The sequence below is a fragment of the Propionivibrio sp. genome (genome assembly GCF_049316945.1).
Lineage (GTDB): Bacteria > Pseudomonadota > Gammaproteobacteria > Burkholderiales > Rhodocyclaceae > Propionivibrio.
The window spans coordinates 1-24,882 of record NZ_JBMOJE010000047.1 but is presented as its reverse complement, the minus strand read 5'-3'; the positions used below and the strand labels follow the sequence as shown (position 1 = coordinate 24,882).

Here is a 24,882-nt window from a genome sequence, read left to right as displayed (position 1 = left end):
AAGGTTTCCGGTGCTGGAATTGAACGAAAAAACGGTGCCGCAGCACCGTTCATGGGTGGTTCGACGAACTACTCGTCGATCACCACATTGGTGTAAACCTCTTGCACATCGTCGAGGCTTTCGAGCACGTCGATCAGCTTCTGCATACGATCCGCGTCATTGCCGGTCAGTTCGGTTTCGTTCTCGGCCTTCATCGTCACTTGCCCGAACTCGGCGCTAAAGCCGGCGGCTTCAAGGGCTTCCTTGACGCTCAGGTAGTCGTTGGGCGGGGTGATGACTTCGATCGAGCCGTCGTCGTTGGTCAGCACGTCATCGGCGCCGGCCTCGATGGCGGCGTCCATCAGCCTGGCTTCATCGGTGCCGGGCGCAAACAGCAGCTGGCCGCAATGAGTAAACTGAAAGGCCACGCAGCCGTCGGTACCCATATTGCCGCCGTACTTGTTGAAGGCGTGGCGGACTTCGGCGACGGTGCGCGTGCGGTTGTCGGTCAGGCAGTCGACCATCACGGCGGCACCACCGATGCCATAGCCTTCGTAGCGGATCTCGATGTAATCGACGCCTTCGAGTTCGCCGGTGCCCTTCTTGATGGCGTTGTCGATCTTGTCCTTGGGCATGTTGACGCCCTTGCCCTTGTCGATTGCCAGACGCAAGCGCGGGTTGAACCCGGCATCGCCGCCGCCCATCTTGGCGGCCACGGTGATTTCCTTGGCGATCTTGGAGAACGTTGCGCCGCGCTTCTCATCCTGGCGCCCTTTACGGTGCTGGATGTTTGCCCATTTCGAATGTCCGGCCATGCTAACCTCTTCTCTGTCCAGCGTTTACGGCAGACCTCGGAACATCGAAGACTGCTGCAGATAGTTGATAAAATCGGTTGGTAATTCTAGAAACCGTAATTCAAACCACGGCGACACGGCGGGCACAACGAAAAGCTACTGCGAAGCAAATACTCTTGGACGTTCAGTTTTTTTCGGGATTTCGTGGATCACCCAAAGGGGGATTCATCCAAACATTGCAAGTCATTGTTTTTCCGCTGTGTTCGCCGTGTTCGCTGTGGTCAATTGCTTTTTCTAGGATAATCAAGCCGCACATTTTAACATCTCTCGACCGCCCCTTTTTAACGGAGTGACTCATGACCGAACCCCTTATCGTTGCCAGGCAAAATAATACCGAAGCGGCGCTGTTGCCGGCGCTGGCCAACCGCCATGGGCTGATTACCGGCGCCACCGGAACCGGCAAGACGATTACCCTGCAAGTGCTGGCCGAACGCTTTTCCAGCATCGGCGTGCCGGTGTTCATGTCCGACGTCAAAGGCGACCTTTCCGGCCTGGCGGCTCCCGGCATCGAGAGCCCCAAGCTCAAGCAGCGGCTCGAATCGCTGGCGGTCAGCGACTGGCTGCCGACCAGATTCCCGACTGCTTTCTGGGATGTGACCGGCGAGCAGGGGCATCCGGTACGGGCCACGATTTCGGACATGGGGCCAATCCTGCTGGCGCGCTTGCTCAACCTCAACGATACGCAGGCCGGCGTGCTGCAACTGGTGTTCAAGATCGCCGACGACAACGGCCTGCTGCTGCTCGACCTCAAGGATCTGCGCGCCATGGTGCAGCACGTTGGCGAGAACGCCAAATCCTTTACCACCGAATACGGCAATGTCTCGGCGGCGTCCATCGGCGCCATCCAGCGTGGTTTGCTGACGCTGGGCGAGCAGGGCGGCGAGGCCTTTTTCGGCGAGCCGATGCTCGACATCAACGATCTGATGCAGACCGACAACGGCCAAGGTGTGGTCAATATTCTCGCTGCCGACAAGCTGATGTCGTCGCCGCGCCTGTACTCGACCTTCCTGCTCTGGCTGCTGTCCGAGCTGTTCGAGCAGTTGCCCGAAGTCGGCGATGTGGACAAGCCGAAACTGGTGTTTTTCTTCGACGAGGCGCACCTGCTGTTCAACGAAGCGCCACCGGCGCTGCTCGAGAAGATCGAACAGGTGGTGCGGCTGATCCGCTCGAAGGGCGTCGGCGTCTATTTCGTGACGCAGAACCCGCTGGACATTCCCGACAGCGTGCTCGGCCAACTTGGCAACCGCGTGCAGCATGCGCTGCGCGCCTTTACGCCACGCGACCAGAAGGCAGTGAAAACGGCTGCCGATACCCTGCGCCCCAATCCCGCCTTCGACGCGGCGGCGGTGATTACCGAACTCGGCGTTGGCGAAGCGCTGGTTTCCTTTCTCGACGAAAAGGGCAGGCCGAATGTGGTCGAGCGCGTTTTCATCCTGCCCCCGGCCTCACGCATCGGGCCGCTGACGGCAGAGGAGCGGCAAGCCGTGATCAAGGCCTCGCTGGTCTATGGCGTTTACGAAAAAACGCTGGATCGTGAGTCGGCTTACGAGAAGCTTAAAGGCAAGCCGCAGGCCAGCGCAGTTCCGACACCGGCTCCAATGCCGTTACCAACTGCAGAGTCGGCACCGGCTTCCGGCGGCGGCTGGTTCGGCGGATTAGGTGGATTAGGCGACCTCCTTGGCGGTAGTTCCGGCAGCGGCGGACGCAACAAGGGCGGCGATTCGGTTATGGAAGCGGCGGCCAAGAGCGCCGCCCGCGCCATCGGCTCGCAAGTCGGACGGGAAATCATTCGCGGCGTGCTCGGCTCGATTCTCGGCGGTTCTCGCCGCCGCTAACAGGCCGGCACCTAAAAAATTCCGTCATTCCGGGCTTGACCCGGAATCCAGTTGTGCCCCTCTGGATTCCGGGTCAAGCCCGGAATGACGATGCAAAGCGGTGTTTCTAAACAACCTGTGTCTTCAACTCACTTATGACCGTGATCTACCGCTGCCCGAAGTGCGACGCACGTTTTGATCCGCCTCGGGCCGAGGAATCCGATTGCCCCCGATGCGGCATCTGGTTCCACAAGTGGAACGTAGTGGCGGAGGCGCTTCCGCCCGAAGAAATCCACCCCTTGGTTGTTCCGGCTGAGGCTCCCGATTCGCTCAGTTACTACGGTCGTGCCATCGCGCTGGTTTTTGTGGCGCTCTGGGGCATTCGCCTGGCAGCGATGGATTACGGCGAGGGCGAGATCGGCGGCTCGTTCATGCACAACATCGTGCTGCCGATCCACGAGGCGGGCCATGTGTTCTTCATGCCATTTGGCGAGTTTCTGGCCATTCTCGGTGGCAGCCTGTTTCAGGTGGCCTTGCCGCTTGGCATTGGCGCCGCCTTCCTGTGGCGCCAGCGTGACGCTTTCGGCGCGGCCATCTGTCTGTGGTGGGCAGGCGCCAGCCTGGTCGATGTGGCGCCCTACATCTGGGATTCGCTCAATCCGCAACTGATCCTCCTCGGCGGCCATACCGGTGAAGACGGCCCGCATGACTGGATCTATTTGCTCGGACGACTTGGCGCCATCAAGAACGCCCATGCCTGGGGCGCCACCGCGCATCATATCGGCACCCTGATGATGATCGCCGGCGTGCTCTGGGGCGGGCGCTGGTTGTGGCGCTGGCGCGGGGTCATCAAGCCCGGTTCGAGCAATTGAAGCACTACTGGTCAGCCGAACGTCTCGGCGTGGCGCTGGCCATCCTCGCCGCGCTCGGTTTTTCCTTCAAGGCGATTTTCGTCAAGCTGGCCTATGCGGCAGCACCGGTCGATCCGGTGACGCTGCTTTCCCTGCGCATGGTCTTTTCGCTGCCGGCCTTCCTCTGGATCGGCTTCGTTTCCAGCCGCGCCGCACCGCCATTGACCCGGCGCGACTGGGGCATGCTCGTTGCGCTTGGCCTGCTCGGTTACTACGGCGCCAGCCTGTTCGACTTTATTGGTCTGCGTTACATCACCGCCGGGCTGGAGCGCCTGATCCTGTTCACCTACCCGACGCTGACCATCCTGATCACGGTTCTGTTCATGGGCAAGACGCTGCATCGGCGTGAAGTGGTTTCGCTGCTGCTCTCGTATGCCGGCATCGGCCTCGCCTTCGCGCATGACCTGCAAGTGGCCGGCGAGATGGCCACCGTCCTGGTCGGCGCCGCCTTCATCTTCGCCTCGTCGCTGTCCTACGCCTTTTACCTCGCCGGCAGCGGGCCGATGATCCAGCGCCTCGGCTCGGCACGCTTCACGGCGCTGGCCATGCTGGTATCGACGGCGGCAACGCAACTGCACTTCTTCATCGCGCAACCGTTTTCAGCGCTCATTCAACCGCTGCCGATCTACGCCTGCGGCGCCGCAATGGCCCTGTTCTCGACGGTGCTGCCGGTATTCATGCAGTCGGCAGCGATCCGCCGCATCGGCTCGGCCAAGGCCGTGCTGATCGGCACGCTGGGGCCGGTGCTGACCATCTTCTTCGGCTGGTGGCTGCTCGGCGAACCGCTCTCGCTGTACCAGATGGCCGGTGCCGTGCTGGTCCTGAGCGGCGTCTGGCTGGTTTCACGGCGCTGAAGTCGGCGCGTTGGTTCGATAGATTAGTACCGCCCCCGCTGGAAGCCGCATCAATTGGCGTTCTGCAGCGTGCAAGGCCGGATAGCCAATGAATATGGCAGTCTTCAGGCATATGGCCTGTACAGCGCCTATCCATGCGGATTGCATGCCAGCAGCTGGACTTGGAAGGCGTTGCCTGTCGGGCCAAAATGGCTGGAACTCAAGGGGAGATTCTGGTGTTTCTCCAGCCAGTGCCGTGCTTTCAAACCAGCAGTTTCAGGCTGGCGCTGAGCGACAACACTTCCCGTTCGAGCAAAACCGCCAGTGGCTGACATCCCGCCATTGACCCGTGTTTGCAGCGTTGCTCGATTTCTCCTGCCAGAAGAACCGCAGGCTCGGCGTTGAACGCTGCCAGGGTACCCTTTAGCGTATGCGCCAGGCGCAAGGTCTCGCTGATATTGCTGGCTCCCAGCAATTCCCTCAGTTGCAAAAGCTGGCCGGGTGCTGTTTCGATGAACAGCCCGGCGATGATCTCCACAATCTCCTGGTCGGCACGGCCGATTGCCGCAGCATAGTCATAGCCTGAAGGAATCTGCAGCGGCGAGGGCTCCTCAGTGAGCAAAGTTGCGCCGGACATGGCCGGGAGTGAGGCAGCAAACTTTGTCAGGTACGCCTTGAGTTGCTCTGAACTGATCGGCTTCGAAATATGATCGTCCATGCCGGCTTTCAGGCATTCATCCCGGTCGGACTGCATGGCATTTGCCGTCATCGCAACGACCGGCGTCCGCTGCCGGTTTTCCTTCCTTTCCAGCTCACGGAACAGCCGGGTGGCCTCAACCCCGCCCATGACCGGCATCTGCATATCCATGAAGACCAGGTCGAACGGCTGCGCAGCCAGGATATCGAGTGCATCCTGGCCGTTCGCTGCGATCGTCACCTGATGCCCCTGTTTGCGCAGCAAGGTCGCCGCCAGCTTCTGATTGACGACGTTGTCTTCAACCAGAAGAATTTGCAGCGTCGCCCGTTCTTCCCGCAGGGTGTGCCGCGTGAGCAGAACGGCAGTTTCAGTCTGTGTCGATATCTTGCCCAGCAAGCGGCAAATTGCCGCATGCAAATCATTCGCCGCGACCGGTTTTGGAAAATAGGCGCTGACGCCCAGATCACGGCATTTTTCGGCGTCGCCACGGATGGCGGCGGAGGTCAACATGATCAGCGGTGTACTCCGCACACCCGCTTCCCTGTGGTGCCGGGCAAGCGCATAACCATCCATGTCGGGCATTTGCGTATCGAGCAGGATGAAGTCGAAGCTGGAGTCTGGTTCTGATTCCGCAACCTTCTCCAGCGCTTCCGTCGCACAGGCTGCATTGCTGACTTGCACGCCCCATTGGGCAAGGCTGGAACCCAGAACAAGGCGGTTGGTGGCGTTGTCATCGACGACCAGTGCCCGGCATCCGGTCAGCAGGACGGTGCTGCCGGACTCCGGCGGCTTTTGTCCTTCCACGACCGGCAATTCAAGCTCAACGACAAAGCGGCTGCCTTGGCCCAGTTTGCTCTCGGCGCGAATTTTCCCGCCCATCAACTCCACGAGCCGGCTTGATATCGACAGGCCAAGCCCGGTTCCGCCATAGCGTCGGGTGGTACTCGCATCCTCCTGGGCAAAGGCTTCGAAAATCATCGACAGCTTGTCGGACGCGATACCGATACCGGTATCCTCGACGCTAATGCCCATCCGGCAACGACCCTCTTGCGTACTCTCCATCCGCTGCGCGCGCAAAACCACTTCGCCCTTCCCGGTAAATTTGATGGCGTTGCCGAGCAGATTCAGCAAGATTTGCCGCAGCCTGCCGGGGTCGCCGAGAAGCTGGGGGGGTATTTGATGGTCGATGTCGCAGACCAGTTCCAGGTGTTTCTCGCTGGCCCGCAAGGCCAGCGTTCGCAGCGTGTCGGCAAGCAAGGCGGGAAGGTTGAACGGGATGTTCTCGACACTGAGCTTGCCGGCCTCGATCTTGGAAAAATCCAGAATGTCGTTGATCACTGTCAGTAGTGCTTCGGATGAAGACTTGACGATGTCCAGGTATTCTCTCTGCTGACTATCCAGCGTGGTGTCGAGCGCCAGTCCGGTCATGCCGATGATGCCGTTGAGCGGAGTGCGGATTTCGTGGCTCATGTTGGCCAGGAACTGCGACTTGGCGACGTTGGCTTCCTCGGCCAGCTCCTTGGCTTGCTGCAACTGCGTCTGCACCGCGTTGATCCGTCGCAGGAAAAAGATGCCCAGGCCCATGACCGAAAAGATGACGAGCAACACCACGCCGGTCTGTGTCAGGCGCAGATTCTTCTGCTGATTTGACAGGCGCTCTTCCAGACGATTCAGGTTGTTGCCGCTATCGAAGAACAGGCGACTGGCGTTTTCGTTGAGCCGGTAGAAGAAAGAGGGGGCGGTCTTGTAGCGCGCTTTGACCTCGGCGGTGGCTTTCTTCGAACAAACAAAATCTTGCGCCGGACAGTTGTCGCGGGTGACAAGCAGCGCGGCGATTTCGTCGGTCAGTTTGCGTATCTGGTCGATAAACGGGCCAATCTCGATCATTTCGAGGAGAAACGCGGGATCGTCAGCCGTCGGCGTGTACTCCACCTCGCGCACCATTTCATCATGACCCTCAATGTTGAGGGCGATTCTCTGGCTGGCCTTGCCCCCCTTCTGCAAGACCGAGAGGAGTTCTTCCAGTTTGTCCGCATCGTTGAGAATCGCCTTGATCAGCCGTTGCTGACCCGCTCCCCCTGAGGTCGGCGCCAATTGATAGATGCGGCTCTGAATATCCCGGATGTGGTTGACGATCTGCTCGCCTATGAACAGCCGGGCACGCTCATTGACACTCTGGCGATTCAAATCCTCGATCAGGCTCGAAATGAGCGCCGTGACGCCGACAATCGCCAGGAACCCGGCAAAGAACAGCACCAGCAACGCCGTGCTGGTTCTCTTGGTGCTCTGCAGTTCCCGGCTGGCCATGGTTCGACGGAAAGCTTATTTGACGCTCTTGTTGTCCAGAAATCCGTTCTTGCGGAATACCGCCTGCCCTTCTTCCGAGGCCACGAAATCGACGAACTTCCGTGCCAGCAGGGGATTCTTGCTGAAGGTCAGTTGAATCAGCAGCAGCGCCTGCGGCTTGGCGATTTTCGCATCAAGATCGACGGCTTCCAGATGCGTCGCGTTGTCGGGAAAGAACGATGTCGCGCGCCAGTTCAATGTGGCATCGGCTTCACCGCGTTTCATCGCCAGATTGATGGCCCGGGAATCGGGCATCAGTTCGACCGCCTTGGCCACCACCTTGGGATAGAGTGCGGCCATTTCAAGCATGGTCCTGGTTTCCTGCCCCACGCTTCCGCTCTCGGCGTTGCCGATCATGATCGTCAGGTCCTTGCGCAGCAATTCGTTCAGATTGCCCTTGACGCGCTTGGGGTTGCCTTTCTGCACGATGATGGCCATCTGGTTGTAGCCGACCACCTTGTGCTCCCCGAACAGGCCTTCGGCCAAGTGCTTTTCGCGGTAAGACGGCTCACCGGGCAGGTAGAGATCACCCAGGCGGCTTTTCTTGGCGCTCTGATAGAGATCCTCCGATCCGCCCTGGGCGATCTGGATGCGCACGTTTTCCTTAGCCTCGAAAAGGCGTGCCAGTTCGGTGATCGGTCGCACCTGCGTAATGCCACAGTAAATCAAGAGATTTTGCTGCTGGGACCAGGCTGAAAGACTGCAAAAAATTGCGCAGACGGCAAGGATGAGTTTTTTGCTGAACATGGTGCGAAATCTCCAGAAATGTACTGTCGAACATTCTACGTTCGAACGCCGCCAGTGCCTACGGCTTAAGCCGGGACGCCGGTTCCTGGAAGAATAAAAGCAGCAAAAGAGGTCAGCATTGGTTTTATTTATCCTTAAAACCTCAGTTATTCACCGCAAAGGTGAGGTTTTCAGGATGAATTTTTCACAGCCTCTCAAGCCGGCGCCGAACTGCGAATCAGATGATCGAAGGCGCTGAGCGAGGCTTTGGCGCCTTCGCCCATGGCGATGATGATCTGCTTGTACGGCACCGTCGTGCAGTCACCGGCGGCGAAGACGCCGGGCAATGAGGTCTGGCCGCGCGCATCGACTTCGAGTTCGCCGCGTGGAGAGAGCGCAAGCGTTCCCTTGAGCCAGTCGGTATTCGGCAACAGGCCGATCTGCACGAAAATTCCTTCGAGCGGGATGGTACGAACCTCGTTGCTGGCCCGATCCTTATAGACGAGGCCGTTCACCTTCTCGCCATCGCCGGTCGCTTCGGTGGTCAGGGCGTTGGTGATGACCGTCACGTTGTTTAGGCTGTAGAGCTTTTTCTGCAACACGGCATCGGCGCGCAGCACGGTGTCGAATTCGATCAGGGTAACGTGCGCGACGACTCCGGCGAGGTCAATCGCTGCTTCTACGCCCGAGTTGCCGCCACCGATCACCGCCACGCGCTTGCCCTTGAACAGCGGTCCGTCGCAGTGCGGGCAGTAGGCGACGCCACGGCCGCGGTATTCCTGTTCGCCGGGCACCTTCATTTCGCGCCAGCGCGCTCCGGTCGAAATGATCACCGAACGGCTCTTGAGCACCGCACCGCTGGCCAGACGGATTTCGGTGAGGCCATCCGCGCCTTGCACCAGTGCCTCGGCGCGTTGCAAATTCATGATGTCGACCTCGTATTCGCGCACGTGTTGCTCCAGCCCGGCGGCCAGTTTTGGGCCGTCGGTTTCCTTGACCGAGATGAAGTTCTCAATGGCCAGCGTGTCGAGCACCTGCCCGCCGAAGCGTTCGGCGACCACGCCGGTACGCACGCCTTTGCGGGCCGCGTAGATCGCTGCGGCGGCGCCGGCCGGGCCGCCGCCGACGATGAGTACGTCGAAGGTTTCCTTGGCGGCGAGTTTCTCGGCTTCGCGGGCCACGGCGCCGGTATCGATCTTGGCGATGATTTCTTCAAGCGTCATGCGCCCTTGACCGAACGGCTCGCCGTTCAGATAGACGGACGGCACGGCCATGATCTTGCGTTCGCTGACTTCAGACTGATACAGCGCGCCGTCGATCATCGTGTGACTGATGCCGGGATTGAGCACGGCCATCAGGTTGAGCGCCTGAACCACGTCCGGACAGTTATGGCAGGACAGCGAAATAAAGGTTTCGAAGTGGAAGCGGCCGGGAATGGCGCGAATCTGCTCGATCAACTCGGCCTCGACCTTGGGCGGGTGGCCGCCAGTCTGCAGCAGCGCCAGCACCAGGGATGTGAATTCATGCCCCATCGGGATGCCGGCAAAACCGATACGTGCCGGCTGACCTGGGCGAGCTATGTTGAACGAAGGCTTGCGTGCATCGACGCCGTCATTGCGGACGCTGACCTTGGCCGAAAGCCGGGCGATATCCTCCAGCAGCGCGTGCATTTCCTGCGCCTTGTCGCTGTCGTCGAGCGATGCGACGAGTTCGATCGGCTTCTGAAGTCGCTCAAGATAGGCCTTGAGTTGAGTCTTGATGGTGTCGTCGAGCATTTTGTTCTCCCAATTGAAACTTCAAAATTAACCACGGCGGCACGGCGACACAGCGAAAGAGAAGATTGGCTTTTCGCCGTGACCGCCGTGGCCGCCGTGGTTAAACGACTTTCGTTAAATCTTTCCGACCAGATCTAGCGACGGAGAAAGCGTGGCTTCACCCGGCGTCCACTTGGCCGGGCAGACCTCGCCCGGATGCGTGGCGACGTACTGGGCGGCCTGGATCTTGCGCTTCAGTTCCTTGGCGTCACGGCCGATGCCGAGATCGTGAATTTCACAGACCTTGATGACACCCTCGGGATTGATCACGAAGGTGCCGCGCAACGCCAAGCCTTCTTCCTCGATCATCACGCCAAAGTTGCGGGTGATGGTGCCAGTCGGGTCGCCGAGCATCGGGTACTGGATCTTCTTGATCGTGTCCGATGCGTCGTGCCAGGCTTTGTGCGTGAAGTGGGTGTCGGTCGAGACCGAGTACACCTCGACGCCCATTTTCTGGAAGTCGGCGTATTCGTCGGCGACATCGCCCAGTTCGGTCGGGCAGACAAAAGTGAAGTCGGCCGGGTAGAAGAAGACAACCGACCATTTGCCGCGCAGGTCGGCATCGGACACCGGGACGAACTTGCCATTGTGGTAAGCGGTGGTCTTGAAGGGAATGATTTCGGTATTGATCAGCGATTTCATGGTGATGACTCCTTTTGTTTCGGGTTGATAAAGTGATGCGGTGAGTGAATGTTAGGTGGGTGTGAATTATTTATCCAATTGATTATTTCTATCTTTATTACAGTCAAAAACGATCAATAACCGTATAAGAAAGGACCGGGAAGTCTTGGCAGCGGGCGCAAACGCGCCCCGTTTCCTTTTGTTAGAAAAACCCTGGCAGCTTGTCTTCCTTTCGCTACCCTGTCAGGCTGTTAAATCCCCTGGCAGGCATAACCATTATGAACAGCATGCAATCCCCGACCGTCGATGAAGTCGTCGCAGCAACCTGCAAATGGCTTGAGCGCGCAGTGATCGGCCTCAATCTCTGCCCTTTCGCCAAGTCAGTGCATGTGAAGAAGCAGGTGCGCTATGTTGTCAGCGAGGCCACCGACAGCGACGCGTTGCTCGCTGATCTGGAGCGAGAACTGCAGTATCTGGCGTCGGTGTCGCCCAAGGAAACGGAAACCACGCTGCTCGTCCATCCGTTTGTACTTGAAGATTTTGACGACTTCACGGATTTTCTCGACCTGGTTGATGTGGTGGTACGCACCCAGGGGCTGGCCGGAAAGTTGCAGGTGGCCAATTTTCATCCCGACTACTGCTTTGCGGACGCCGAGCCCGACGACATTGGCAATTTCACCAATCGTTCGCCCTACCCAACCTTGCATCTGATCCGCGAGGCAAGTATCGACCGCGCCGTGGCGGCCTTCCCGGAGGCGGCCCAGATATTCGAGCGCAACATCGAAATGCTCGAAGAAATGGGTCTCGAAGGCTGGCAGGCGCTCGATGTCGATGCGCCGAAGAAGTCCGGCGACTGAGGGTTTGTGAAAATATCAAGAATCCACCGCAGAGGCGCAAAGGCGCAGAGGTTTCGCAGAGAAAACCTTTAAAACAATAGGGTTCCTCTGCGTTTTCTCTGCGCCTTTGCGGCTCTGCATTCCCTTTGGTCACCTCTGCGGTGGATGTTAAGGCATTTTTTCACTGGCTCTCAGCCGCCCAGGAAATCCTTCTTGCCGATTTCGACGCCATGGTGGCGCAGGATGTTGTAGGCCGTGGTCACGTGGAAGTAGAAATTGGGTAGCACCCAGTTGAGCAGATACGCTTGCCCCTTGAACTCCAGTTTCCTTTCATGAATCTGCAGCACGATGTCGCGCTCCTCGCTGCCATCGATCTGCTGCGCTTTGAAGCTGTCCAGAAAGGCGATGGTCTTGGCGATACGCGCCTGCAACTCGTCAAAGGTCGCTTCGTTATCTGCAAAGCCGGGAATGTCGACGCCGGCCAGGCGCGCCGCGCAGCCTTTGGCCTGGTCGGTGGCAATCTGGACTTGCCTGGACAGCGGGAACATGTCGGGGAACAGGCGTGCGTTGATGAATACGCCCGGATCAATCTTCTTGCTGGCGGCGTGCTCTGCCGCTTTCACGAGAATGGCGGCGAGGTTGTTCAGCATCCGTTTCAAGGCCGGAACCGAAGTGTCGTACATGGAAAATGTCATGTTGGTTTCCTTAGGAGTTGGTCAGAATATTTTACTGCCGACTTGCTTGCCGGGAACTCAAAATCAAGCGCCATAGCCGGCGTGTGTTCGTCGCGCCGGGTCTTGCAAGGTCGGAAGCCGCGCCAATAGGCGATCCGCAACGTGCAAGGCTGGATAGCCAATAAATACGCGGTTCTTCAGGCGCATAGTCTGTAGAACGCCTGCGCATGCGGCTTGCAGGCAAGCGGAATAATTGCCATGTGCTTACCTGCGCGGCGCAAAGACCAGTTCAGGAACGACCATCTCCCAGGATTCGCAGTGCGGGTTGATCCGCGATTTGTATTGGTCGGCCACGTCCCTGGGCCGGCGTACGTGGATGGCGGCGACGCGGGCTTCGATGCAGTCCATGTTCTGTTCCGGCGCGAAGTGTTGCGACAGGGAGCCGATGTCGACGCCCTGCGCATCGCACAGGCGCCAGGTGCTGGCCGATCTTTGCCGAAGCTCGATCCGGCTGCCCACGGCCAGCGCGGCGATGGCCTGATGGATGGCCTGGCCGGGCGGATGCTGCGCGGCAAAGTCGAGGTCGATCTGCTTCCAGCCAAGCCGCCGATAGCGGCGGGCGAGTTCGGGCGGCGGGGTTGGCAGTGGCATGGCCGGGCGACGCAGGATGGCAGTGGTTTCCAGCAACCCGTCGAGCAAGGCCTGGCCGCGCCCGAAACGGGCCAGCGCCAGCGTTTTCCGGGCGCGCGTCATGGCCACGTAATACAGGCGGCGCGTGGCGTCCGCATCCTCGTTGGCGCCGCTCTGCCGCCAGTCGCCATCGAGCACCGCGACGTGGTCGAATTCCAGCCCTTTGGCCTTGTGCGCGGTGAGCAGCAGCAAACCGGTTTGCCGGCGCCGGGCTTCGCGGCCCCATTCGGCCAGCCAGTCGAGAAAGTGGTCGAGCGGCAATTCGGCGTCGCCGACTTCGAGCGCATATTCGGCGATGGCCTCGCGCAGATAGTCCCACCAGTGCGCGTCTGGCGTTCCTTCCGGCTGCGCTTCAAGCCATTGGCGGATCGTTGCGACATCGATCAGTCCGCTGTCGCGTGCCCGCAGCCAGCCGACCAGCGACTGTGTTTCGCGCAGGCTCCAGAAGCCGCTGCTGTCTTCATCGGCCTGTTGCACCGGGATGCCCTTCAGTTCGCAATAGCTGCGCACCGGGTCGAGCGATCGCCAGTGGCGGGCGATGATGGCGCAGCGCGCCCAGTCCCAATCCGGCGCCAGTTGCGCCATGCGCTCGAATTCGCCGATCACGGCCAGCGCCTGCGTCTGATCGTTGTCGCCGGCCGCCAGGATCTGCACACGCCCCTGGCCGACCGGATCAATGCTGGCCCATTCGCCGCCGGCGGCCTGTCCCTTGCGCGCCGCGTTGATGCGGATCGGCTGCGCCTGCTTCATGCGGTTCGCGGCTGGGGCGATCATCCGGTTCGCGGCTTCGATGATGTGCGCCGTCGAACGATAGTTGTCGGTCAAAAAGGCCGGCTTGGCCGCATAGTCGGCCTCGAAACGGCGGATGAATTCGACCGAGGCGCCGTTGAAGGCGTAGATGTTCTGGTCGTCGTCGCCGACGGCGAAGAGGTTGATGCGACCGTCTTCATCGCTGCGGGTGCGCCCGGCCAATGCCGAAATCAGTTCGTATTGTTCCGGCGCAATGTCCTGGTACTCGTCGACCAGAATCCAGCGGAAGCCGGCCAGCAGGCGGTCGCGTTGCTGGTCGGCTTCTTCCGGCGGCAGGTCTTCGCCTTTGAGCAGAGCAACTGCCTGCTCGATGATCTGCCTGAACAGATCGGTGTCCGCGCTCGTGTTTCGCGCTTCCAGGCTGGCGCCGACCAGGCGCATGGCCAGCGCGTGGAGCGTCAGCACCGAGACGCCGCGCGCGTCGTCGCCGATAAGTTCGGCCAGGCGCTGGCGAATCTGCACCGCGGCGTGGCGGTTGTAGGCCAGCGCCAGGATGCCGTGCGGATTCTCGCGGCGGGCGCGAATCAGGTAGGCGATGCGGTGCACCAGCACCCGCGTCTTGCCCGAGCCGGGGCCGGCCAGTACGAGAACGTTGGTGCTTTCCCGGTCGTCGGCAACGATCTCGCGTTGCGCCTTGTTGTTCAGCACTTCGACAATGTCGTGCCACGATTGCGGCGTCGTCTGCCGCGCCAGTTCCTTGTCGCGATCGGGCAGCCAGCGCTGCATGAACTCGTCGCGCTGCAGGCTGAAATAGTCCATCGTCAGGTGCAGCGCTTCGGCCATGGCCTTGAGCCCGCGCTGCACGTATTCGGCCATGACGTGAATCTGTACCACCTGTTCGTCGTAATGCAGCTTGAGCGGCGCGAAATCCGGTGGCGTGAATTTCTTCTTCCAGTCCGGTTCAAGGCGAATCGTCATCGCCGGCCGGAAGACGGCCAGCCCCTTGTTCAGCCGGATGATTTCCTGTTCGTGCAGCCACAACAGCGCGCGGTCGAGCAACTTGGGCGTGATCGTCTTTTCGGACTTGAGTGCCAGATCGGATTCCAGCGCCGCCAGCAGTTTCCCCAGCGTCGTTTCGGCCAGTTGATCGTTGCCGCGCGCGCTCTGTGGCAGGCTGGCGAGCAGGTGTTCGAGCAGGCAGCCGGCCGCAGCGCGACGACGGCGGGCGGTGGTTTCCAGGGCTGACCACTCGCGCTGCAGTTCGATGGCCACCGATTCGGCGTCGACGCGGCGCAGCTTCAGGCTGCCCTGGCCGCCTTCCCCTTCCTGATCGCGGCCATCGGCGGCGAGGCTGCTGAGCAACTGGCGCAGACGTTCCGGCAGGGCGTTCGGGTGGCCAGCATCCTTCAGGTGCTGGTTGGCGTGGCGCAGGTGCAGGACGGACGATTCGCCGCGGCCCAGATCCGGATGCTGCTCGCGCAACAGGCCGATCAACGCCGCTTCAAGCGCTGCGGCCTGTTCGAAGCGTTTCTTCGACGATCTTTCAACGCCGACATGGACATAGGCGGTGAGCGCCGTATCGTTGCTGGCCAGCCCCAGCGCCTCAAGGTCGTAGAACGCGGCGCGGACTTTATCGGAAGAAAGGCCGGAAACGAGCATCAGTTCGTCGGTCGAGATGCCTTCATCGGCGGGAGCGCCGATCAGCGCGCCGACGATGGCCAGCAGCTTGTTCCGGTACTCCGCCGGGATTTTCGCCGTGTCGAGTTTCTTCTTCGCTTCGTCGAGCGAGGCGATGCGCAGCGACGAGGGGAAAATCTGCACCCGGTTTTCCTCGCGCGTGAGCAGCGCGGCTTCCTCCAGCCACGACACGGCGGTGCGCACTCGCGTGTCGTCGGTAGCCGAATCGCGTTCGAAATCACCGTTTTCATCCTCGGCGAGAATTTCGCCAGCAGTGGCGATCAAATCGCTGTTTTTGCCACTCTCCTTGCCACCGCTGCGGCGTTTTTTTCGCTCGAGATTGCGCAGCGAATGCAGGATGGTCTGGATTTCCTTGCGGCTCAGCCGCGAGCGCGCCGACATGCCGAACTGGCGTTCGACGTCCTCCTCGGTGTACAGCAGGACGCAGCGCGCCGACTGACTATCGCGCCCGGCGCGGCCGGCCTCCTGCAGATAATTCTCCAGCGAACCCGGAATGTCGGCATGAATAACCAGTCGCACATCCGGCTTGTCGATGCCCATGCCAAAGGCGTTGGTGGCGACGATGACGCGCAGACCGCCTTCAATGAAGGTTTTCTGCGTGCTCTTTTTTGTTTCCGGCGGCAGCCTGGCGTGATAGTGGCCGACCGCCCAGCCTTTCAGCAGCAGAAATCCTGAAACTTCCTCGGTCTGCTTGCGTGTCGCGCAATAGACGATGGCGCCGCCGGTGACTTCGGGCGGCAGATCGGCCTCCAATATCTGATGAATGTGATCCAGTTTCGCACTCTGGCTGGTCTGCACGACGCAGAAATCGAGATTGGTCCGCTTGGCGCCGCCGTTGAAGCAGCGCAGCTCGATGCCGACCTTATCCTTGAAATGCGCCAGGATATCGACCACCACATCGGGCTTGGCGGTGGCCGTCAGGCACAGGACGGGCGGAATGGCTTGCTCGCCGGCCTTCTCGCGGATGAAGCGTCCGACGTAGCGATAATCCGGGCGGAAATCCTGTCCCCATTTCGAAAGGCAGTGCGCTTCGTCGAGCACCCAGGCGCCGATTTCACGCTGCGCCAGCACCTTGCGCAAGGTGCGGTTGCGCAGTTGTTCCGGCGAAATGATCAGGATGCCGATGTCGCCAAGGCGCACCCGGTCGAGCACGTCGGCGCGCTCGGGCATCGACAACAGGCCGTTGAGCGCCGCACAACTCTTGATGTTCCTGGCTTCCAGCCCGGCCACCTGGTCGGCCATCAGGGCCACCAGCGGCGAGATGACGACGGTCAGCGCACCGGTCTTGTCGAAGCGCGAGAGGGCGGGAATCTGGTAGCACAGCGATTTGCCGGTGCCGGTCGGCAGAATGCCCAGAATATGTTCGCCGCGCATCGCCGCCTCGACGATGCTTTGCTGCAGCGGGCGGCCTTCCTCATCGGCTGGTTCCGGGCGAAATTCGGGAAAGCCGAACCAGTGCGCGAGTTCCTTCTGCGCGTCGTGGTGTTCACGGCACCAGGCGCATGCCGGGTCAGCGCAGGCGGTGTCGCGCAAACGCTTGATCAGCACGCCGGCTTGCGGAAACTGGTGGCGCACCCACGGCGGCATCACCGAGTTGCCGCCGGCCACCGACAACCAGGCCAGCGCGTAAGCCAGGGACCAGCCCTGGCCGGCGAGGTCGTGGTGAACAGCAGCGGCCACAATCTCGTTAGCGTGCGTCTGGCAGGCTTCCCCGGCGAGTTGAGTACGGATGGCCGCCAGCGCTTCGCCATCGCTCGGTCGCGCCTTGTGGCGCAAGGACATGAAGAAGCGATCGAGCCCCGACCCGGTGTTATTGACCGTGGTCAGCCAGTGCCAGGCGAGAACCAGATTCGGCGAAGTTTCGGCCAGCGCCGCTTGCTGGTTGCCAAAGACCTCAAGCGTCAACTGCGCGTCGAGCAGCGGATCGTTCAAGCGCCCGCGCTTGAGTTGCCCGTCCTGATAGTGCTTGACCAGATGGTGGTAGGGGTTGCGCGGAAAGGCCAGCGGGTTGAGCCACAGCGTATCGACCGCCGGCAGTTGCAGCAGCCGCAGATCAGGCTTGGCGGCGGCCAGATGCGGCAGGTCGAAAGCGATCAGGTTATGGCCGAGCAGGAAGTTGGCGCCTTCGGCCAGCCTGTCGAGTTGCTCAAGCGCGGCCAGCAGATTGCCGTGCCGGAAATGCAGCGAAGCGCCGGGCGGGTCGCCGCGAACGGCAGCAAAACTGTGAATCCGCGTATCGCGCAACCCGACCTCAAGATCGATGGACAGGCAACGGGGAGCAAAACTACTCATGGGCGACGTTGGCGTGTACGGCCGCTAAACGGCAGGAAGGCAAAGTATAAACAAGAATGATCGCTGCAGGCCGCGCCAATTGGCGATCTACAAGCGACCATGCCGGAGAGCCAATAAATACGGCACGCTTCAGGCGTAGTGCTTATGGAATGCCTATTCATGAGCGTTGCAGCCATGAGGCGTGAAATTGGTATCTGCAGCATGCATGGTGGTCTGGCAACATCAGGAGTCCAGTGCGTCGGGTTTCTTCAGGGCTTTCTGGTCATTGGTCTGGAGGCGGCGTACGGTTTTTTTGACGTCCTCGACCGGGGGCAGGTTTTCCGGGCGGATGCCACGTTCCAGCAGGGTATTGCGGACCGCTTTGTTGTTGGTGATATGTTCGCTGGAAATAGCAGCCTCGTTGTCCATTTGATTCTGCCGGGCATTGAAAATGGTGATTTCCGCAGCGAAGTCCTTGGCCTTGAGGATGATGGTCGGAGCAAAATCGGCTAGTGGGCGATTTTCCGGGACTTTCCACTGGGTTTTCATGGACTGGGTGCTCTTCCCGAAAAGCGCCTGATCGCCTTTGCTGCGGATCAGCGCGAAATTCTGATTGCCGCCGGTTTGCTCGTAAATGATTTCTGAAAGTTCTTTTTCTGTGGCGGAGAGTTTCTTGCGGGCCGATATTCGTTCAGCGTCCAGCAGGCGTTGCTCGATCAACTCGGCCTTGCGGGTCTGGACTGCGAAGTAAGTTTGAGCGAAGGCAATTTCCTGTTTTTTCGGGTCGCCGTTCTGCGCGATCAAGTAGCTGGCGTAGCGGGTGAGCATGATGTCATCGACTTCACGCTGGCTACCGGATCCGAGGTCGACCATTTTCCTGGCGTCGGCAAAATGGTCGGCGATCAGGTGACCCGACACCTCGCAGGCGGTTTTTGCCCTGGAAATCACGTTCAGGAAATTGTCCCACTTGGAGTAACCGAGCAGGTGCTGAAGGTCGCGTGCCAACCAGAAGTCGATGCCGCCGTCAGTTTGCTGTGCATGCGATTCAAAGGTATTCGTCAGTGACTGCACTAGTTCGGTTTTCATGTTTCAACTCCTGCTGGGTGTTTATGGGTCAATGACTCTTCGGGCTTGATTTCCGGAACTACTCCGCACTGCCCCAGGCGCGGTTGATGGCACGGCAGGTGTCGATTCGGCGCTTGGTTTCGGCGTCGAGCATGGGGTTAGTGTTCTTTGATGAGCAGGTCGGGGCGATGGGCTCGGGCAGGCGGGCGTCGGCCAGGTTGCCTTCGACCGAGGCGAGCAGGCGCTGCAGGCCAGCCGGCGTGACATCAAACGGCTGCAGCCGATGGATGTCCAGCAAGTTTTCCAAGGTCATGCTCGGTTCCGATGACGAAAAGTTTGGGGTTGGCGAGCAGGTTGCCGATGAAGGGTTCCTGCGCGTTGAGTCGGCGGGTGAATTCAGTCGCGGTGTAGATCACCGGTTTGATTTCGCGTTGCAGTTGTTCCTGTGCCGGATAGAGCGCCTTGATGGTGTCGCCAATGGCGTTGTCGCCGATGAGGAGCAGATCGACATCGCTGCACGAGTTTTCCTCGCCGCGCGCCAGCGAGCCGAAGATCAGCGCCAGTTGGGGCTCCGGGGCGAGCGTGCGCAAGGCATCGGCGAGAATGCTGACGGCACCGCTGGTCTTGCGGAAAAGTCCGGCCAGTTCGGGGAATACGGGGTGGTCGAGGTTGGCTCGGTAGCGTACCTGGTTGCCCTGTTGTTCACGCAGCAGCAGCCCGCTGGCAGCGAGGCGGGCGAGCTCCTTGTGCAGGGTGCCCGGCGTAGTGCCGGTCAGCCGCGCCAGTTCGCGCACGTGATAGCTGCTGTCCGGATGCAGGAGCAGTTGCGTGAGTGCGCGTTGGCGGTAGCTGCCGAATAGGAGGTCGAGTAGCACGGTTGGCGAATAGTGTGGTCGTTATGGCTACGATTTCAAGCGCTCTAATTGCAGAAATTGAGGGCAACGCAATCCTTGACGTACTCCGGCAGATGCTCTCGCCAATTCCTTGGGAACAGCCTTGAAGTCGGCCATGCTAAAAGCAGGATTGACGTTGAGTTCGCCAAAACGGCGATCCTCGATGGTGACGCGCAGGCGACTGTCGGTGAGCATAGGGCTTGAAGAAGTAGTGTAGCAGGGCGACGAAAGACGTTCTAGCAGTTCCCTTCTGCCGCAATCGATATTTTCCGGCGATTTTCCCTATGCTGCTTTAGCAACACACTGGTCTAAAATTCCAGCGATAGTTGACTCAGGGAGCGCTGCCAAGAGCTTTACTCCACCGATCAGGTTTAGCTCTTTCATTATCGAGCGAAATCGGTCTCTTTCGAATAACTCTTTGTTAGATTTATATGACTCATTTAGTTTTTTTAGAACGGCCGAAAAAACAATAACATTTTGCGATGTAGTAGGACGTTCAATTATGTTTGCACGAACATCACTTTGGTGGAGGACGCAAGTGAGAGCTTCCTCAAAAGTAATTCCATTGGCCCTGCTACATAGCGAAGCCTGCCACCATAGACGTGATGCCGCGTTATCGCGTTCTATCCCGCGAGCACCAATACAGAAGAAGTGATTTTTAATGTGCTTAATGGCTTTTTCGTCATCCTGTGGTATTGGCCATCTGGCTCTTGTGTATTCAAGCAATTGCGTGTGACACAGATAAACCCATAAGCGTTCATCACGGGCCAGATAATGAGAAATGGTTCCCATTGCTTGGTACATTAAAAGACAGTTATCAACTTCATTAAGATTAATTTTGTCAGAAGTGATTAGTGCCAGCTTAGAAACATCAATAACAAGACTTGTCTCGAAATGACATGATGTATCAGAGACCAGAAAATCAAAATTTCCGTTTCTATATAAATCTAGATTCTCTTCAACTTTTAATTGGAGTTCTTGAACTTTAGCGCTCTTTAGAAAATTAGCTTTCATTATTTGCCGCCTTAAATACGTAGGAATCAAGTAATGTAATGGGATGCTGCATCAGCCGTTCTGCAATCAAGTAGGAATCCCCAGTATTGATAACGAGACCTTTGTTATGTGCCTGCCCTAACATCACTTTTGCCCATTTCTTATCCTCATATGTGGCCCGCGTGTCCTCATTCTGCAGCTTTTGAATGGCCTGCATGACCGCCGCAAAGTAGACTGAGTTAATTAATACAGCACGGTTAGATTTTTGATTTCTAGCATTATCAATTACCTCTTTCATTCTTGGGCTGACTTCAATTTGTATATGCTCCTCGTCGAACCCAACCGTCCAAACTCCATCGCTCTGCTCGTCCTTCTTCACAAGGTCAAATACAGAAGTTATTGGTTTTAGTAAGTCACGGTCAATGTAAAAAACTTGTGCATCATCTTGAGCAAGAACATCACCTACGACAAATGAAAATGGACCGGGTCCGAATTCTTTGTTTATATCTGGGGAAGTAAATGAGGGGATGTCTTTTTTAACAACAACGTATGGGTTGACTTTTACTTCGCCACGTAACTGCCCGATGTCGAACTCAGCTGTACCATCTTTAGTCGTTGAACTGACGACATTCTGGTAGTAAGTGTCTCGACATGAAATTGCTGAAACATATTCTGCATTGCCGTTACTAATTTCATTGACAATCTCTTCGGATGAAATTGCATATCCGATATTGACCTGTATTTTCTCCTTGCCAACTACAAATTCAACAGTTGCCTGAAACTCAACGTCAACATAGTCATCGCTAAACGGACGTAAGACCGGGTAAGGAAATGCTTTGCTCTTATCAAACTTCATGAGCCACCACCTTCAATGCACCTGAAAAGTCTTGGTTCAATTCGATGTCTAGGTTGACACGTTGGCCTGCAGTGACATCAAGAGATATACCACCTGCAATTAAGTCTCCATTGTTAGATTTTGAGATGGAAATATCGTAATCACTATCAGCGCCAGCCTCTTTTACATGAATCAATAATTTTCCAGTTTTTACAGGTGTTAATGAGAGCTTTCTGCCTTTCGTGCCTGTGGGGATTGCGCGAACGTTGTTGATATCAACCGAGGGCTTCATCGCTCCTCCCCCACTAGTACCGCCTTCGCCGTTCCCAGTTCCACCTTCACCATTCCCTTCACCTCCCTTGCCGTCGCCACCTCCGGCTCCTGTATCGCCACCACCTCCACCTCCTGAAGTCTCTCCTCCATCACTGTCTCCACCTTGGCTTCCAGTATCCGAATCTCTATCTGTCGTTATTCGAGTTCTGATTGGCTTAGCCCTAATAATTACATCGCCATAAGGATTTATTTCTTCAGTACCTTTGCCTGTGTCACTTGTTCCTTCGTCGCCAAAAAAATCCTTGAGCTCATCAATTTCAGTCACTTCAGAAACAGGATCCTTTGCGTGACGCTTCAGGGCATCCCGTACCCAAATTGCAAGATCACGTAAGGCTGCTCGCCCTTTGACTTGTTCTGCTTTTGTCGGAAGCAATGGAGGTTCGAAATCGTCATGTCGCGGGGGCTCCATGGCGCGTAGCAATTCATTACCCTTTTGACTTTGGCAATGGAATACTGCGACGAATTCTTTAAAATCTGAGAAGCTCTTAAGGCCAGCAAGATTGTCTGTAATGAACATCCCGTTTCTAAGCGCACAGACTTTTTTAGGCAATCCTTCGCCAATAAGGATTCGAACTTGGCAAAATCCGAGGTGAAGGCTCTCAGTTTCTTCCGTAATGACTTCTGTCCCACCTTTAAATGCCGTAAGATAGTTTTTGCTATTGTCAAATTGCTCGGGCTCACCAGGTAGCTTATCTATCATCTGCCTAATATCGGCTCTGGTAAGAAAGTCTCCAATGGTAGTCTGGTCGAGGGTGTACTTTTCATCGATTTCTACACGAAGTTTGCCGCCAGAGATCGCCGCAAAGAAATTCTCTGCAATTGAAACTGCGAGATCTTCCTGCCATTTTTTACTTGAGTCAAAGCATAGTACCGAAAGCTTGCTTCCTTTACTATTAGGAAGATCTTCTGATTTGCTGACTCGCTGTACCCATTCAGGTAGTTGGGAAATGCCAAGGATTGGTTGACACTTTTCCTTGACGCCCCAGAATCCAACGCCTTGTTTACGCTTCCCGTTGAGATCATGGGACATGAGGATGGATTTGCCTTGTGTCAGCTGAACGAGTTCACCTGAATCGTTCTCGTACACCGTTGATATAAATATGGTTCGAATGTTTGATACGGCGTAAGGTGCAAACTTACCTATTCCGTACGAGCCACTGGCTGCATCATTTGTTTTACGCGACTGACCTTTGGCTTTCATAAACGCGTAATAGGGAGTGCCATTTGTTGATGGCCCCTTCATCCCTAGAGTGTTGTAGTCAGAAATCTCTAAAATTGCAATTTTCTTCTTTTTCAATTCTACTAAAGCATTCTGAAAGAAAATTTCTGCCTTCTTAACCTCTGACTTTGAATTCTCGTAACAGGATTCGATGTTTTCCATCAATTCAGGGAGATTCGGGATTGTATTGGTGTCGACTTCTACTCGCCTGATCTTAACAGTAACAATACCTGTTTCCCCGGCATCATAGGCATTTTGAATTACTTCTCTTGCGAGATGGCGAACAGGGTCACCAGAAAAATGCGCTAGCCCAGGGTCATTGAAGTCGTCCCATTGATCTGCATCATCTATTGGGTGTAACCATCCAACTGAACTAGGCATCATTGCGTTCCTTGTAAATTTTATATTTAATTTCTTCCGCCAGAAGGGAGATCACGGGCGCTGCGACCGAGTTTCCTATTTGTGTATATAGTTTTGATCTGATCACTGCATCTGGAAATTTGAAATCGGATGGAAATCCTTGTAGTTTTAAGCACTCTAATTCCGTAAGTTTCCTCAGACCCTTCGCGTCGTGGATGAAAGGGACGTTATGTCCTCCTAATCCCATATTCGCCGTTAACGTAGGGCAAACACCTGGCTCTTTAACCCTAACTAGAAATTTACGTAGTTGATAAATGCAGGCTTTATCTTCGACTTCTTGCGTGATCATATTGTGATATCGGTTTTCTTCCGAAAGATAATATGTATCATCGTCAATGCTTCCAGCGAAATCGATATAATTTTCTAAGCACTTCTTTTCGTCATTTTTCTGAGAAGGAAAATTAAGTTTGCCGTTACGGAATCGGTCTGTAGAAAACGCAACCATAAAAAGTCTGTTTCTTTTCTGAGGTAAGGGAGTTAGAACGTACGGATCGAGCTCAGCACAATTCGCATCTCTAAACCAATAACCGGCCTTCTTAATTTCTTTTGTTAATTCAATGAACCAGCTCCCACCTTCTCCATGGCGAATATGTGGGGAGTTTTCTAAGACGATAACGGATGGCTTCTTATCTTTAAAGTCAGCAACTATTCTTAGGATTTCATAAAAAAGTTTCCCTCGCGGATCTTCAAATCCCTTTCGCTCTCCGGCTTGGGAGAAGCTTTGGCAAGGAAACCCTGCGTGAAGTATGTCTACTGGCTCAAGGTCATACGCTGAGACCGTTACATCCTTGATGCTCGCGGGAACGGCGTCATCTTCAATTATTCGAACATCCTTGATGTTATGGCGATAGGTTAGCACAGACATCGGGTCGTTCTCTATTGCCCATGACGTTTTGATGCCAGCCTGCCCAAATCCGATGCAAAAGCCCCCAATTCCAGCGAACAGAGCTCCTGCCTTTAGTGGTTGATCACTCATTCCTAAGTTACGCCTTCTATGATTTACAGCTTGAATTCACTACGGCCTACTTCCTCTGTGCTGGCAAAACTTTGCTTCAGCAGATCAATTTCTTGTTGCAAGGCACGAACAATCTTCTTTGCCTGCTCGTCGTTGAAGTCGTAATTTTGCCGATTTGCTAAGTTACAGATGAGTTGAATATCCTTTAGGGCTCTATTTACACGCTTATTGGCCAGCTCAATGAACTTTGCACTTTTGTCTCTTTCCATCACCTGGACTCCCGTTAGCGTTGATAAAAATACGATTTGGACGCTACATTGTACACATAGAAATGTAAACAAGTTGAAATGTATGATACATATTGCAAATATATGGAGTCTTGGTAAAAGAGCCAGGGGTTTTTAACCGACCCGGTCCCCTGTCCGTCACCTCAACCCACCGATGTCGTAACAACCCGTAACCCCCGTCGCTCAAAAGGTGACGGGGTTTCATTTTTGTTGCCGTTTCTCCATCGGCGACCATTAACTTGAAATAAAATGTGATGGCGTATACGCTATCACTATGGTTGCGATAGTGATTGATACAAATGTCTTTGTTGCAGGCTGACAAATCTCGCCCCATTGGAGCCACCGAATCGCGGCCTAATGGTGCCAGC

Annotated in this window: 20 protein-coding genes; 4 read left to right on the top strand and 16 right to left on the bottom strand. The window is 56.8% G+C overall.

The window, feature by feature from the left end; all coding sequences use genetic code 11:
• Positions 1-68: 68 nt before the first annotated feature.
• Complete coding sequence (locus tag ACOYNV_RS12335; RefSeq protein ID WP_422900081.1) at positions 69-794, bottom strand: YebC/PmpR family DNA-binding transcriptional regulator; 726 nt, start codon at positions 792-794, stop codon at positions 69-71.
• A gap of 335 nt (positions 795-1,129) precedes the next feature.
• On the opposite strand from ACOYNV_RS12335, the gene ACOYNV_RS12330 reads away from it, so the two are divergent.
• The 3 genes from ACOYNV_RS12330 (at position 1,130) to ACOYNV_RS12320 (ending at position 4,412) form a co-directional block, all read left to right on the top strand.
• Positions 1,130-2,668, top strand: coding sequence for a helicase HerA-like domain-containing protein (locus tag ACOYNV_RS12330; RefSeq protein ID WP_422900080.1), 1,539 nt, complete (start codon positions 1,130-1,132; stop codon positions 2,666-2,668).
• 134 nt (positions 2,669-2,802) lie between these two features.
• Positions 2,803-3,519: a hypothetical protein gene (locus ACOYNV_RS12325; protein ID WP_422900079.1), complete on the top strand. Its 717-nt coding sequence runs from the start codon at positions 2,803-2,805 to the stop codon at positions 3,517-3,519.
• Positions 3,516-4,412: a DMT family transporter gene (locus ACOYNV_RS12320; RefSeq protein WP_422900078.1), complete on the top strand. Its 897-nt coding sequence runs from the start codon at positions 3,516-3,518 to the stop codon at positions 4,410-4,412. The genes ACOYNV_RS12325 and ACOYNV_RS12320 overlap by 4 nt, the downstream gene beginning before the upstream one ends.
• 241 nt (positions 4,413-4,653) lie before the next feature.
• Here ACOYNV_RS12320 and ACOYNV_RS12315 read toward each other — a convergent pair whose 3' ends face one another.
• From ACOYNV_RS12315 to ahpC, 4 genes are all read right to left on the bottom strand, one after another.
• Positions 4,654-7,395: a response regulator gene (locus ACOYNV_RS12315; RefSeq protein ID WP_422900077.1), complete on the bottom strand. Its 2,742-nt coding sequence runs from the start codon at positions 7,393-7,395 to the stop codon at positions 4,654-4,656.
• Positions 7,396-7,410: 15 nt separating this feature from the next.
• Entirely contained in the window at positions 7,411-8,181 is a 771-nt protein-coding gene (locus tag ACOYNV_RS12310) for a substrate-binding domain-containing protein (RefSeq protein ID WP_422900076.1), read from the bottom strand.
• A 194-nt stretch (positions 8,182-8,375) separates the two neighbouring features.
• Positions 8,376-9,935 carry an alkyl hydroperoxide reductase subunit F gene (gene ahpF, locus ACOYNV_RS12305; RefSeq protein ID WP_422900075.1) on the bottom strand — a complete coding sequence of 520 codons (1,560 nt, stop codon included), beginning with the start codon at positions 9,933-9,935 and terminating at the stop codon, positions 8,376-8,378.
• A 114-nt stretch (positions 9,936-10,049) separates the two neighbouring features.
• Positions 10,050-10,616 (bottom strand): alkyl hydroperoxide reductase subunit C, encoded by a 567-nt coding sequence (gene ahpC, locus ACOYNV_RS12300; RefSeq protein ID WP_422900074.1) that lies wholly within the window; start codon positions 10,614-10,616, stop codon positions 10,050-10,052.
• Positions 10,617-10,873: 257 nt separating this feature from the next.
• Here ahpC and ACOYNV_RS12295 point away from each other — a divergent pair, with 257 nt between their 5' ends.
• Positions 10,874-11,452: a DUF1415 domain-containing protein gene (locus ACOYNV_RS12295; RefSeq protein ID WP_422900073.1), complete on the top strand. Its 579-nt coding sequence runs from the start codon at positions 10,874-10,876 to the stop codon at positions 11,450-11,452.
• Positions 11,453-11,622: 170 nt separating this feature from the next.
• On the opposite strand, the gene ACOYNV_RS12290 is transcribed toward ACOYNV_RS12295, so the two are convergent.
• The 11 genes from ACOYNV_RS12290 to ACOYNV_RS12240 form a co-directional block, all read right to left on the bottom strand.
• Positions 11,623-12,126: a DUF1993 domain-containing protein gene (locus tag ACOYNV_RS12290; RefSeq protein ID WP_422900072.1), complete on the bottom strand. Its 504-nt coding sequence runs from the start codon at positions 12,124-12,126 to the stop codon at positions 11,623-11,625.
• Between the two features lie 243 nt (positions 12,127-12,369).
• Positions 12,370-17,535 (bottom strand): RecQ family ATP-dependent DNA helicase, encoded by a 5,166-nt coding sequence (locus ACOYNV_RS12285; RefSeq protein WP_422900071.1) that lies wholly within the window; start codon positions 17,533-17,535, stop codon positions 12,370-12,372.
• A 222-nt stretch (positions 17,536-17,757) separates the two neighbouring features.
• Positions 17,758-18,600, bottom strand: a complete 843-nt coding sequence (gene dinD / locus ACOYNV_RS12280; RefSeq protein WP_422900070.1) for a DNA damage-inducible protein D — start codon at positions 18,598-18,600, stop codon at positions 17,758-17,760.
• 58 nt (positions 18,601-18,658) lie between these two features.
• A complete protein-coding gene (locus tag ACOYNV_RS12275; RefSeq protein ID WP_422900069.1) occupies positions 18,659-18,892 on the bottom strand; it encodes a hypothetical protein in 234 nt (77 codons plus the stop codon).
• Positions 18,846-19,454 carry a nucleotidyltransferase domain-containing protein gene (locus ACOYNV_RS12270; protein ID WP_422900068.1) on the bottom strand — a complete coding sequence of 203 codons (609 nt, stop codon included), beginning with the start codon at positions 19,452-19,454 and terminating at the stop codon, positions 18,846-18,848. Before ACOYNV_RS12270 ends, ACOYNV_RS12275 begins: the two co-directional genes overlap by 47 nt.
• A gap of 27 nt (positions 19,455-19,481) precedes the next feature.
• Positions 19,482-19,667 carry a hypothetical protein gene (locus ACOYNV_RS12265; RefSeq protein ID WP_422900067.1) on the bottom strand — a complete coding sequence of 62 codons (186 nt, stop codon included), beginning with the start codon at positions 19,665-19,667 and terminating at the stop codon, positions 19,482-19,484.
• Between the two features lie 87 nt (positions 19,668-19,754).
• Positions 19,755-20,486 (bottom strand): DUF6339 family protein, encoded by a 732-nt coding sequence (locus ACOYNV_RS12260; protein ID WP_422900066.1) that lies wholly within the window; start codon positions 20,484-20,486, stop codon positions 19,755-19,757.
• Entirely contained in the window at positions 20,476-21,321 is an 846-nt protein-coding gene (locus ACOYNV_RS12255) for a hypothetical protein (RefSeq protein ID WP_422900065.1), read from the bottom strand. The genes ACOYNV_RS12260 and ACOYNV_RS12255 overlap by 11 nt, the downstream gene beginning before the upstream one ends.
• Positions 21,311-23,236, bottom strand: a complete 1,926-nt coding sequence (locus tag ACOYNV_RS12250; protein ID WP_422900064.1) for a hypothetical protein — start codon at positions 23,234-23,236, stop codon at positions 21,311-21,313. Before ACOYNV_RS12250 ends, ACOYNV_RS12255 begins: the two co-directional genes overlap by 11 nt.
• A complete protein-coding gene (locus tag ACOYNV_RS12245; RefSeq protein WP_422900063.1) occupies positions 23,226-24,248 on the bottom strand; it encodes a DNA cytosine methyltransferase in 1,023 nt (340 codons plus the stop codon). The genes ACOYNV_RS12250 and ACOYNV_RS12245 overlap by 11 nt, the downstream gene beginning before the upstream one ends.
• 23 nt (positions 24,249-24,271) lie before the next feature.
• Positions 24,272-24,496, bottom strand: coding sequence for a hypothetical protein (locus tag ACOYNV_RS12240; RefSeq protein ID WP_422900062.1), 225 nt, complete (start codon positions 24,494-24,496; stop codon positions 24,272-24,274).
• Positions 24,497-24,882 lie beyond the last annotated feature (386 nt).